The organism is Trichodesmium erythraeum IMS101, from assembly GCF_000014265.1.
Classification (GTDB): Bacteria; Cyanobacteriota; Cyanobacteriia; order Cyanobacteriales; family Microcoleaceae; genus Trichodesmium; species Trichodesmium erythraeum.
On the sequence record NC_008312.1, the window covers coordinates 4,448,430 to 4,462,608 of the forward strand.

A 14,179-nucleotide genomic window follows, 5' to 3' on the forward strand; every position below is an offset into this window, starting at 1 on the left:
TTTCAAGGATTTTTAAGCATGCAAAGAATTATCAGTTAAAGACTGCGCTAACTTCCTGTGAAACACCGAAGTTAACTCCAAAGCTCATGGAATTCCGGTATGGGTAAGTTTGGGGAATTTTTGTCAAACAGTTTCGTGAGAGGTCTATTATAGCATATACCAAGAGGGTTAGGATATTCTCATATCTCTCAAATCTAGTCGCACCAAAATTTAACTTCTGCCTTCTGTATTCTATTATAGCAGTTATTTTTCACTTGTGCTCAAGATACGTTGGAGATATATTTGAGCCACTTGATCCCTGGGATTCAGTTTTAAGCATTGTGCAAACATTTTTCCGGGTTCCAATGAATGACCAGAAGCATAAAGGGATCTGGCAAGTTGAAATTGTTTGAGGGTATTTAATTTACCTTCTTTAACTGCGGGTGGATCGGCATCAAAAACTTCATAAACAGTTATTTTTTGCGATTTACCTTTGACTTTTAACGTATCTATGGAACGAATAGCGTAGTTGCTAGGTTGTGTCAGTTGTGAAAAAGTTTGTTCGGTAATTAACAACGACACTCCATAGCTTTTAGTCAAGCCTTCCACTCTCGAAGCCAAGTTTACAGCATCACTGATCACAGTACCATCCATACGATTTTGGCCACCGACAGTACCTAACATCAAAAGACCAGTATTAATGCCAACACCAATTTTCACAGGAGAATGACCAGAATTAGCACGATACTGGTTATATTCCTTAAGCTGGTTGAGCATAGAAATTCCAGCTTTCACTGCATTATCTGCATTTCCAGAAAATAAAGCCATTATGGCATCGCCAATGTACTTGTCGATAAAACCTTGATTTTCTAAAATTGCTGGTTCCATCCTTGATAAAAAAGAATTAATAAAGCAAAAATTCTCAGCGGGAGTCATGGCTTCCGACATGGTAGTAAAATTACGAACATCAGAAAATAAAACTGACATTTTTAATTGTACTTGGTCTCCTAATTCTACATCTACTATGCTTTCTTTATCCAAAAACTGAAGGAACTGTTTAGGAACAAATCGTTCATAAGCTTTATTAAGTTTATCTAACCAGGCTTGATTTTCCAAAATTTGTGAATAAAATTTTGAATTGTCAATAGAGATAGCCGCTTGAGCAGACAGTATCTTTAAAAGTTCAACTCGTTCTGAAGTAAATGCACCTGTAGTTAAATTATTCTCTAAATAAATAACTCCTCTTAATTCACCTTGATTAATTAAAGGAGTACAGAGAATTGATTTATTTTGTCTGGCAATAATATAAGGGTCATTAATAAATGGTCCTTGATAGGTAGCATCGTTGAGTAAAATATTTTTTTTAGTGCGGAGTACATAATTGATAATCTTGTTTGGTAAAACAGGAATTGATGTTTCTGGGTCGATAAATTCTATGGGAATTGATTGTAAAATATTAACTTGGTTACTGTCTATTTTTCCTTGGGCTTCAATAACCCAACTACCTTTATGGTTAAGAATTAAAAAGCCTTTTTGAGCCCCAGCATTTTCAATCACAATTTTCATTAAATTGTGCAGGAGATTTTCTAACTTAATTTCACCAGAAATTGCTTGAGATGCTTTAATAACTGTAGTTAAGTCGAGAATTTCTCCATCATTTCCTGTTGTAGAGATCGTGGTACTTAACCCTTGAGATTTATTCTGATTCGTTATTCCTAATAAATACTGAGGATATTCTGATTCTAATTGTTTAACTTTGGCTTTTGCCCCCCAACAAACGTAGCAATGATAAGCATTTTTTAAGTATAATTGACCGATTTCTTCTCTCCCAAAGGTGAAATAAAATTCAGATGCTCGTTCGTAAGCTAAAGCCTCTTCGTGGATAAATTCATACTTTTTTGCTCCTTGAATCGCTTTTTCATAAAATTCTTGTGCTCGCCAATTTTGCCCTAATATTCTGGCTTTTTCTGCTGCCACTAAATCATATTTATGTTGAAAGTTTTCTGGGCAACATTGACTCCATATTTTCATACTCTCCTGATTTTTGCCTACCTGTTCTAGTAATTCTTTTTGCTGTTTTGTATTAGCATTATTGTAATAAGCTATCAAAGAAAGAGAAGAATAGAAATTATATTGTGGTTTTATTAAATGCCCCATCTGTTCCATCACATATTTTCTAGCATCTTGACTACTCTTAAAAGCTATCAAGTAATCTTTCAAAAAATAAGAAACAAGTGTTTTACTAAAATAGTAAATAAACAAGAAATAAACATTCCTCTGATTCTCATATATTTCTAAAGATGCATCATCTTCATCTTGAGAATTTCCTAGTAACAAACAGTATTTATATTGGCTTTCATTTCTTAAGTTTGTCGTAATATTTTTCAGCATTTCTATCTGATTGATAGACATTCTTTGATCTATCTTTTTAACCACCTCAGTATATGTTATAAAATCCTCCTCAACTTGCTCTAAATTAACTCCTCTAAAAAACCTGACAAGGCAATATAACAAACAGGTATAACAAACATATTCATTACTTCCTATATTGATACCTTTCTGTATAGTATTAAGTAATTTTTCTTCTACTATCTTGTCATTTATCAGCTTTCTCCAATGCCATATATATGCAAAAAAGTTATGAATTACTAAAGGTTCAAATTTAGTAACATTGTATTTCTCTAGTAATCTGAGAGACAGTTTTCCAAACTGATACCCAGAATCAATATCTCCTATTACTCCATATAGAAGCGCTCCATAAGAAACATAAATAGCAGCAGCTTGAGGAGGATTATTATATTTTATACAAAGACTTAGTTGAGTTAAAAGTATCTCTACAAATAATGACATATTTGTTGTCACTGTTGAACTCCTAACTTGCTGCAATATTGATATGGCTGCTAGTTTATAAGGATCAGTTAATTCTGGCAAATCAGCTAATTCGGCAATTGTTTTTCCTTTTAATTTCAATTTTAGTGATTCATTTTCTTGTTTAATCCTATTTTTTATTTCACTTTCACTAACAACTTCTTGGGATAAAGATACACCCAGTTTTGTCAAAGCTTTCAAAGCAATATTAATTGCTTTCTGTGTCTTAAATTGAGCAAAATAAGACATAATAATTAACTCATAAACTTTAACCTGATCAAGAATATTTTGACTTTTTTGCAGAATAGTTCTAGATAATTCTTCAGTTTGCTCCCACTTGGCATTTAAATATAAAATTTCTAGGGTTTCTACATGAAGTTCTAAAGTCAATTGATAATGATTCTGCCAGCTATTTTCCTCTAATAGTTCTAAACCAGTTTCTAAGTATCTTAAAGCTGGTGCATAAGCTGTTGAAGCTTTAGCTTTTTTACCTGCTTTAAAATTAAGTTTAACTAATTCATATCTTTCTGATTTTTTAGTTATTAAAGCACTCCCTTCATTCAATTGATTAACAATATCAAATATCTTCTTTTCTAACTCATATTCTCCAAGATTTCTCAATAGTAGACGACCTATTTGTAAATGTAATTTATTTTTCTGATCTTCTGGAATTAAAGAATAGGCAGCTTGTTGAACTCGGTCATGCAAAAATTTGTAAGGGACGTACTTGGCTGATTCCAAATAGTTTTCTGGCAGCTCATTTGATAATTCTTCAGCATTCCAAAGTAAAACGATTTTATAGTTATTATCCAGAGGATTTATTAGTCCTTCCTGAATTGCATATTCTAATTCTTGGGCAGTAATTGTTTGAGATTTTCTATTAATAATCGAAAGAATTTCTAAATTAAATTGGTTACCAATACAAGCTGCTAATTTGAGAATATTTTGAGTTTTTAGCTCTAGTTTTTCAATTTTACTTACCATCAATTCTACTACATTATCGGTAATAGATACCCTTTTAATCTCTTCTATATCCCATTGCCAATAACATTTTTGATGTTTTTTTGTATTAATTAAAGACTGAGGCTCCTGAAATACTAGCAAACTTTCTTGATACAAATAATAGAGAAGTTGAGTTAGGAAAAAAGGATTACCATTGGTTTTTTTCCTAATTAACTTAGCTAAAGGTTTTGAAATTTCTGAGCTGCAACTGAGGGTATCAGCAATTAATTGATTAATGTGGGTAAATTTTAAGGGCGAAAGGCTAATTTCATTAACTATAACTTTTCCTTGCTTAATTTTATTTAAGGTATTTACTAAAGGATGGGTTGAACTAACTTCATTATTTCTATATGCCCCCAGCATCAGAAAATATTGGTTGTCAGAATTTGACATTAATTGCTCTATTAAATTTAGAGAGGGTAAGTCTGCCCATTGTAAATCATCAATAAAGATAACTAGAGGGTGTTCTTTCTCACAAAAAACTTTCAGAAATCTTTGAAAATATAAATTAAAACGATTTTGACTTTCACTTCTATCTAGGTGTTCAACTGGTGGTTGCTGCCCGATAATTTTTTCGAGTTCAGGAATTACATCAATCAGAATTTGACCATTATTTCCTACAGCTTCTAGAATCTTTTTTTCCCAAATTTTTAGGGTTATTTCTGCTTCACTTAGTAGTTGATAGATTAAGTCGTGAAAAGCTTGAGAAATAGCTGAATAGGGAATATCTCGCTGTAATTGGTCGAATTTTCCCTTAATAAATTGTCCTCGTTTTTGTGTAATAGGTTTGTGAATTTCATTAACTAAAGCAGATTTACCAATTCCTGAATAACCAGAAATTAGAATCATTTCTGTTGTTCCTTGAGTAACCTTCTCAAATGTGTTTAAAAGTTGAGCTATTTCCTGTTCTCGACCATAGAGTTTTTGGGAAATATGAAACTTTTTAGAAATATCTTGACTACCTAAAGTAAACTCAGAAATTTTTCCTAAAGATTCTAACTGACTGAGACATTTTTTTAAGTCAGCTTCAATTCCTAAAGCATTTTGATATCTTTCTTCTGGAGATTTAGCTAACAATTTGATGATGATATTAGATAGAGAATTAGGAATATTAGGATTTAGTTTATGGGGTGGTAAAGGTTGTTGTGCAATATGACAATGAACTAACTCTATTGAGTCATTTGTTTCAAAAGGAAGTTGATTGGTTAAAAGCTCATAAAAAGTCACGCCAAGAGCATAAAAGTCACTGCGATAATCTATTCCTCGGTTCATTCTACCTGTTTGTTCTGGGGCGATATATGCTAAAGTTCCTTCTAGTTGATGAGGGGGAAAAACTTTGATAAATTCTTGGGATAAGCGGGTAGAAATGCCAAAGTCGATGATTTTTAGTTGACCTGTTTGAGGATTATAGATAATATTGGAAGGGTTGATATCTTTGTGGATGATATTATTTGTATGAATTACTGCTAAACCTTTAGTTATCTGAATAGCAATAGTGAGAAATTCTTCTAATGTGAATTGAGTTTGGGGTAATAATAACTTTAAAGATTTACCGCCAAAGTCTTCTAAAAGTATGACTAAACTATTGTTATATCGGTGTAAATCATAAACGATAATTATCTGCTCTCTCTTATTTAAAGAACGAGTAATTTCATATTCTTGTTTATAACGAGTTAGTTCTGAAGGTGTAGGATAGTTTTCTTTAAGAAACTTTAGAATAATAGGTTGATTATTTGGTTTTAATAAGCCTTGAAAAACTAAGGAATTAGGACTTTCATATATTTGCTTAGTAAGTTTATAGTTAGTTTCCATTTTATTATTTATTGAGCTTCAATAATCTTTTCAATAAGTCAGCTATTATTTGAGTTTCTTAGAAAAATTTTATTACTCTACTTGACTAACGTAGCAATCCTAAGTTATCACCTAGAATCATCAAATGCTTTGTAAAAAAAATAGGTATAACTCCTGTTAATTCTACCTCCTGTATCTTGCTTTCCAGCCACCAATTTCTATCACAAATCATATCATATTACTACTAATTTTTATTATCAATTATATAGCAAGCAGGGATAAAACGTAAGAAGATAAAAAAAGTAAATATCGGCAAACATGGAATATTTAGATACCTTTATCAAGTCAAATTAAGACTCCAGAGAGTTAAAAGGAGCCATGGTAGTTATAGTTAACAACTCTAATGGGTTGTCAAATAGTTAAAAAAGGAAAAGGTAAATTTAAAAGTCAGAAAAAACACAAAAAAGGGCAAAGATGCTTAATGGAGATCAACATTTGTTTTTCATGTCTGGTGATAGCATCAATTTTGTAAATTCTTGATTTGACTATATTTTTAACTATTTAATCGAAACTTCAATACTAGAAGATGTTAAATTGTGTCAGCAAATTGTTGATAAAAATGACATATAACTGTTAGTATTTAGACCAGAATTGTAGTGATATTGGATTGAGGATAACTAAAGTAATTATGCCAAGAATGTGTTATATATGGAAGCGGTTATGGCTAGAAAATTTATATGATCTTTCTGTTAAAATAGGATAGTTGAAAGAGTCTTTAACAGAAGATAAATTAAATCCTTTTTCTATGTCAATGTCAACTTTTAGTCAGACTTAACCACAAAGGAAAGTTGTTGCTATTATCAGCCCTTTTAAGACACCATTAGCTTTCATTTATTAAGTTTTTTTAATTCATCAAAACTTATCTCAAAACCTCTCTCCTAGGAGGAGAGGAGATTATAATCCCCATTCCCTTCTTAGTAAGGGTTGTAGAAGGGGTTAGGTTTTTAGGAATGATTAATCATACAGCACTTCTCAAATAACTTCTAAATGATTCCTAATTTACTAAAAAATTTATTCATCAAAACTGTATAACTTTTTTCTTTATTTCAGCCTAGCATAGCCGATATTATATTAATATTTTAGCTGTTGCATTCTCAAAATTTATGAAAACTTGAAAAAGGAAATAAAAATCATGAAAATTTTACCTAATATCAGGTATTTAATGTCCCCAAAAATCATTATATTTTAGACTTATTAAACTTAAAAACTGATGTAGCTTCAGAGATTTCTTGTTAAAGAATATAAGAGAGAATATCCTCCAAAAAATAGAACAGGAACTGCTATCATCACAATTATTGAACCTAAAGGAGCTTCAGAAGAAATTACATAGACTAATATTGCTGTATAGGGAACTAATACTCCAATTCCAGCAAGAGTTAATTTTTTAGGAGTCCATTTAATCTCTTTTTTCTGAACTTTTGTCAGCATCTTTAGGTCTTTCCCTTTTAAAATCTTACCTCTTGGCATGAGTTACTCCTTTGACTAATAATTATCAGATACTTTGATTTTATTTACTTTATTCTAACTATTCCACAAAACTGAAGCAACTTAAGTATTATTTCCAATCAAACTGCATTCCTAAATATTCCTCTAGCCTTTGATTATGAGGTTGAAAATATTCACTTAATTTCTGGCGCATATCATCACTTATTGGTGAATAATGTCCTGGATTTAACTTTCTATATTCAGGCAGTTTATGTTCTGGTAACCCTAGAAATTTAAATACTTTTTTCATGGTATTTACAGGTTTTTGATAAAGGTCTTCTGCTTTTAAAATCAGTATTTGCTCTCTAGGAAATACTCCTAACCATTTATTAATAAACTCTACATAAATACCACGCCCTATATAATTCCCTGGTTGCTGCCAATAAATTTTTTCTCCTTGGGGTTTTTGGGGATTTTTGCTGAGTATTTCTAACTCGTAATTTATAGCTGTTTCAAAAGAGCGATCCTCCCAATTTAATCTAATACAATGATTGTATTGAGAGAAGGCTCTATCCACAGGATTTCTTAATATTATTAATAGTTTTACTTTTGGAAATACGTTATATATTCTCTTAGCAGTCTGATAATTTTCTAGATAGTTAGGAGTTGCTTCTCCAGTAATAAATTTTTCTGATTTAGGAATAGGAGGAAAATGTGCTAGATACCAATTAATTCCTTTGTTGAAGTCTCTATACCAAAAATGCGTTTCTTTTTTAATTGCTGGTATTACCCAGGGATGTTGAGCAATATAATTTTCTAGTGAAGTTGTACCACTTTTTTGAGCGCCAATAATAATAAAGTTAGGACCATTAGTATTTTTTAAATCCCAATTTTGTTCAACAAAAGTAGGATTAGATTGGCGAGTTTTGTTGTAGGAAGCAGTTTGATAATTTTTGATTGCTGCGTCTAAATTTCCTGTTTTTGTGAGAATTTCTCCGAGGTTAACATAACACCAAATACTTTCTAGATTTTCTTGAGTGGCTTTTTGAAAAAATGCCAATACTTGTTGTATTTTTCCTTGTTTAATCAGAAAATCTAATAAATCAGAATAGAAGAAAAACCAGGGATATTCAGGTTTAATTTTAATTGCTTTTATATAAGCTTCGGCAGCTTGATTCAACCTCTGAAGTTTAAGTAAAATATTTCCTAGTTTATAATGAGATATGAATTGTTTCGAGTTTTTATTAATAGTATTTTGGCAATTAGTTAGTTCCTGGTATAAATCTTTCTTTTTGTTTTCTAGTTGGGCAAGTTGCCAAGTAATTTCTGGATGATTTGGCTCCACCTGCAAACCTATACTATAAACGATTATCCCTGGATTAAATAGATTCTTTTTTCCTAGTAAACTTCCGAGTTTTAAGTAAAATTCTGGAGCTTCTGGCTGAATTAATAATTCTTTAATAGGGGTAGATTTCTGTTGTTGATAATTTTGAATAATCTCAGAATAATAGTTAATAGTTTCTTTTAAATTTGATTGAGATTGTTTTTCCAGAGCGTATCCCAGTCGTTCATAGATACTTGGCAAATCTTGATTAATTTTAAAGGCATAAAGATAAGCTACTACTGCTTCATTCCATATTTTAAGTTGGATTAATGTTTCTCCTAAACTGTAGTAAGACCAGAGAAAATTAGGATTGAGTTTAATAGCTTTATGGTAGGCAACAATGGCAGCATCTAACTCTCCTTTTTCTTGGAAAATATTAGCTAACTTATGATGAACCACCCAAGTTTCTGGTTTTAATTCTATAGATTTTTGATAGGCACTAATAGCTGCATCTAATTGTTTGTGTTTGACTAGAGCATCTCCCAAACAATGATAAGTAACGGCATCTTGAGAATTTAATTGAAGTGCTTCTTGATAAGAAGAAATTGCTTTTTCCCACTGCTGAGTATTGGCAAAAGCTTTACCTAAACTGTGATGAGACCAGGAAAATTTCGGGTTAAGTTTAATAGCTTTTTGATAACTTGATATAGCTGCTTGCCATTTTTCTTCTTGACTATAAAATTCTCCTAAATTATGATGTGCTTGATAGAGGTTTGGATTGAATTTAAGTGACTGTTCGTAACAAGCGATCGCTTCTTTTTTTCTGTTATACGTTAATAGAGTTTTTCCCAAATTCAAATATTCCAAATCTGTTGCCAATTCTGGTTTTAAAATAAATGCTTTATACTGACAAGAAGCTGCTAATTCTGGCTTGTCTATTTGATGGTATATTTCTGCTAAAGCACGATAAGCACTGGCAAAATTTGGTTCTAGTTTGGTAGCTTTTTGGTAGGAAGCAACAGCTTGATCCCACTCCTGTTGTTTGACATAAACACTCCCTAGATTAGCATGATTTTCAGCTAAATTTGGTTGTTTTTCTATAGCTTTTTTATACCAAGTAATAGCAGCATCTAAGGCATCTATTTTTTCCATGATTTTCCCTATAGTATTACTAACTGGGGCAAAATCTGGAACTAATTCTAAAGCTTGTAAAGAGGTAGCATAAGCTTTATCAAAATCTCCTTGACTTAGATAATATTCTGCTTCTTGATTTAATTTTAATGCTGCTGTTTCTGGATTTTCCATTAACTTTACTGTTACTCCTACTCAGCTTACTGATAATTATATCATTAATCTTATTCTATGCCTATTTTTTTATTCTAGCTTTGAGCCAAGTAAATCAGATTATTTTTGCTAATTTCATTAAGTTTAGTAGTTTTTGTAAATCAACAATAATATCTTTATTAGCTGATTTACTAGAGAAATTATCATCAAATTCCTCACCTATTAACTGGTAGTATTCCCAGCCACATATATTACTCAAAAGCCAATAATAATTCATTACATATTCTGGGTGAAAAATTTCTATAACTTTAGTTCCAGGATGGCAAAATACAAGGTTAGTTAAACCAGAGCCATGGGTTGCTACTATAATAACTTGACTATAAGGTAGTAACGATGCCTGTTGTGTCACTGAAATTGATTCTAGATTTATACTTTTAAAACCAAATTTTTCTAATAAATTAACCACCTCTTGTTCATTAACTATTCATCGGCTTGATGCTTTTTTCCGGCTAATATATATTCTTTTAGCCTTACTAGATGATTGTTCTCCAGTCTTTACAGGTAAAAATAAACCTCTCAAAAATGCACAACCCCATTGTGTAAATCTCATATTTTTACCATGATGACTAGATAAGGAAGGAACTAGTAATTTTTTAGCTTTTATGTGAGGAAAATATTGGCTTTCTATAATTTTATTTGATGAAATTATTAATGCTTCAATAGTTTCTTTTTGAAAAGGTAAATCGCAGCGACTGAAAACAAATTTATCTATTTTTAAATGGCTGTGACGTAACAAGTGAACTCTCGTTACTACATCAAATACCCAATGAAAATAATTTTTTTGACCCCATTTTGTCGATAAAAAAGCAACTGTTCCATCTATATTAATTGCATGAGGTAATCGTGAATAAGATATAATTAACTCAGGAACACCAGAGGAAATATCTGATACTAATTTATTATCTGAAGTCATTATAGCGCTATTAAAATTATCTCCCCAAGCTCTTCCATTTTCCAATATTACTAAAAATGCTTCTTCAGAGTCAATTTGACACCGTTTAAAAGCACGATGAATATTTTTATTTATAGTCTGAGATAACAATAAATTTATTTGACTAGAAGGGTATATATCAATTCGAGTTATTGTTTTTGCTGAAAGTGTAATAACTTGCTAATCTCCTGTTAATTGACAAAACTTTTCCAGTAAATTTTTTGGTAATTTCTTAGAAAATCTACACTTAAACGCAGTATTAATATAATTTTGTTTTTCCAAAACTTTAGCTATTTGATGGTAGACATCTATATAGCTAGATTTAATCTGTAGAGATTGAACAAAACAGGCGATCGCCTCTTCAACTTTCCCTACTTCTAATAACTTATCTCCTAAATTTAAGCATTCTGTTGCTGAAACTGATGTTGGCTCTAAAATAAGTGCTTTATATCTGCATTCTATTACTAATTTATTCTCACCTAAACCCTCCCATATTTTCGCCTATTCCTATTGCTTTTGTATAGCAATTATACTACCTAAATTTGCATAATATTCTGCTAAATTATGATTTTTTATATGGCTTTTATATAGTAGTTTTTAGCTAATTCTAGCCCACCCATTTTTTGCATAATATTACCCATAATATTATGTAATTCCCTGCATTTGGGTGAGCTTTATCTAGATTTTAAACAAGTAAAATAAGCTTCATCTAACTTTCCTTGAGATAAATATATTTCAGCTTTTTGCTTTCCATTAAATACTGCTATTTTTTGATTATCTATATCTGCCATATTTTCCCTAACTTCTAAGATAATATAGTTAATAATTAATATTTAATAAGCAATTACCAATTATTCTCTAAATATACAAGCCTTAAATAATTACCAATTAAACTTTATACCCAAATACTCTTCTAATCTCTGATTATGAGGTTGAAAATATTTAGATAATCTTTGACGCAGCAAATCAGAAATTGGTGTATAAGAACCAGAATTTAACTTTTTATATTTTGCCAGTTTATGTTCTGGCAAACCTAAAAAATCAAATACTTGCTTCATGGTATTATCGGGCGTTTGATAAAGGTCTTCTCCTCTCAAAATTAAAAATTGTTTCTTAGGAAATAATCCCATCCATTTCTGTATAAATTCTATATAAACACCTCTCCCTATATAATTTCCTGATAGTCGCCAATATTTTCTATCTCCTTGGGGTTGTTTAGGAGTAGTTTTCAGTATTTCTAATTCCTGATTAATTGCAACTTCAAAAGAGCGGTCTTCCCAGTTTAATCTCTGCCAATGATGATATTGAGAAAAAGCTCTATCTACTGGATTTCTTAAAATCACCAATAGTTTAATATTAGGCAGTAAACTATAGATTCTTTCTGGAATTTTATCAGTGACTAAATAATTAGGAGTAGCTTCCCCAGTAATCAAATTTTGCGACTTAGGAATGGGAGGAAAATGAGCCAGATACCAATCTATTCCTTGATTAAATTCCCGTGACCAAAAATGGGTTTCTTTCTTAATAGCTGGTAATACTTGGGGGTGTTGACTAATATAACTTGCTAAAGAAGTCGTACCACTTTTTTGAGAACCAATAATAATGAAATTAGGACGCGCTACATTATCAAAGTTCCAATACTTGTCGACAAAGGCAGGATTTGATTTTTTTGTTTTGTTGTAACAAGCTGTTTGATAGCTGTTAATTGCTTCTTTTATATTTCCTTTTTCTGTAAAAATTTCTCCTAGGTTAAGATGACACAAAATACTATTTGGCTCTTTTTTTGTGGCATCTTGATATAAATTTAATACTTCCTCAAGCCGACTTTTTAGTAAGTGTTTCCATAATACTGAATGATGAGAATACCAAGAATGTTCTGGTCTAAGTCTAATAGCTTCTAAGTAAGTAATAATAGCTTCCTCTTTTTGAGAATTGTGTAAAAAAGCATCAGCTAAATTATAGTATGTATTAGAGAAATTTGGGTTAATAATAGTTGCTTTGTCGTAAGCAGCGATCGCTTTATCCCATTTTTGTTGTTTAGTATAGACATTACCTAAACTATGGTAACTCCAAAAGAAATTTGGATTTATTTCTATAGCTTTTTCGTAACAGGATATTGCCACATCTAGCTTACCCATTTTTTCCCAAACATCTCCTAATTTTTTGTGGAATAAATGATTTTCTGGTTTTAATTCTATAGCACGACTATAATCTGAAATTGCTAACTTATATTGTCCCTGTTTTTGCCAAACTTCCCCGAGTAAGTAGTAACATCTAGGGTTTTTAGCATCTATCTTAATTCCTTCGCGTAAAGCTATTAATGCTGACTCTAATTCCCCATTTTTTACCAACAATTCTCCTAAATTTTGATATCCTGCTGACAAATTAGGATTAATTTTAACAGCATTACGGTAACATTTAATTGCTGCCTCTATTTTGTTTAATTCTAATAATTTTTTTCCTATATTCAAATGCTCTATAGCTGTAGCTGATTCCGGTTCTAGGATAAGTGCTTTATAAGTATATTCTGTGGCTAATTCTTCTTTTTCAGTACACTCGCAGACTTTCGCTAAATTTCGATAAACTATCGCTAAGTTAGGCTTAATATGGATAGCTTTTTGGTAATAAAAAAATGCTTTTTCCCAGTCCCTTTGTTTAGCGTACATACTACCAATATTAGCATGGGCTTCAGCAAAATCAGGAAATATTGTTATGGCTTTAAAATAATAATTTTTGGCTGCCTCTATATCTCCTTTGACCTGTAAAATATTGCCTATAGTTTTGTAAGCTGGTGCAAATTCTGGTTGGCTATTTAATGCTTTTAAACAAGCTGCATAAGCTTCATCCAATTTTCCTTGGGCTAGACTAGATTCTGCTAATTGATGAAAATTAATAGCTACTGTTTCTACCTTTTTATTATTAGACATATTTTAATCACTTTATTATTGAAACGCTTGTTTTTAAGTTTTTTTGACTGATTATAACTATTCCATTATTTACCGTATTTAACCAGAAATTTTATAAATTTATAAATAATTAGAAAAATTTCCATGAACTTCATTTTTACTTTAGCTACACTATCTTCTGCTAGCTGATTAAAATTAATAGCTACTGCTTCTATTTTTTCATTATTAAAATATGTCTAATAATTTTGCTCCAGTTATTTTGAACTTACTTTACCCAAAGTAAGTGAGTACTAGAAAATACTCAGATCACAATTCCTAACTACTGTTTTTTAAATCCCTTTTTTAATTTATCAAAAATTAACTAGATACAACTCCCAAAATTAATCCTTTGAGAGGGAGAAACATTTTCTATCTTGCAAAATTCTTGGTTCATCAATAAGGCAAAACCTTGAACCTTAAACTTTTAAATATATAAATTCCGCAAAAAGGTTGACAAAACAATAAACTTAATAGCCTCCACTTTCAAAGTTAGGGAAAAAAATATTTGCC

The 14,179-nt window shown here is 30.9% G+C and carries 7 protein-coding genes; all 7 read right to left on the reverse strand.

The features are described from left to right. Positions 1-243 precede the first annotated feature (243 nt). Positions 244-5,661 carry an AAA family ATPase gene (locus tag TERY_RS13740; RefSeq protein ID WP_011612390.1) on the reverse strand — a complete coding sequence of 1,806 codons (5,418 nt, stop codon included), beginning with the start codon at positions 5,659-5,661 and terminating at the stop codon, positions 244-246. A 1,257-nt stretch (positions 5,662-6,918) separates the two neighbouring features. Next, positions 6,919-7,128: a hypothetical protein gene (locus TERY_RS13745; protein WP_155994433.1), complete on the reverse strand. Its 210-nt coding sequence runs from the start codon at positions 7,126-7,128 to the stop codon at positions 6,919-6,921. Positions 7,129-7,255: 127 nt separating this feature from the next. Next, positions 7,256-9,754 (reverse strand): tetratricopeptide repeat protein, encoded by a 2,499-nt coding sequence (locus TERY_RS13750; RefSeq protein WP_011612392.1) that lies wholly within the window; start codon positions 9,752-9,754, stop codon positions 7,256-7,258. Between the two features lie 94 nt (positions 9,755-9,848). Then, positions 9,849-10,217 (reverse strand): glycosyltransferase family 61 protein, encoded by a 369-nt coding sequence (locus TERY_RS25370; protein WP_081432456.1) that lies wholly within the window; start codon positions 10,215-10,217, stop codon positions 9,849-9,851. Beyond that, entirely contained in the window at positions 10,218-10,835 is a 618-nt protein-coding gene (locus TERY_RS25375) for a glycosyltransferase family 61 protein (protein WP_052845796.1), read from the reverse strand. Positions 10,836-10,904: 69 nt separating this feature from the next. Continuing rightward, positions 10,905-11,219 carry a tetratricopeptide repeat protein gene (locus TERY_RS30710; protein WP_081432457.1) on the reverse strand — a complete coding sequence of 105 codons (315 nt, stop codon included), beginning with the start codon at positions 11,217-11,219 and terminating at the stop codon, positions 10,905-10,907. Positions 11,220-11,605: 386 nt separating this feature from the next. After that, entirely contained in the window at positions 11,606-13,651 is a 2,046-nt protein-coding gene (locus TERY_RS13760) for a tetratricopeptide repeat protein (RefSeq protein WP_011612393.1), read from the reverse strand. Positions 13,652-14,179: the final 528 nt, after the last annotated feature.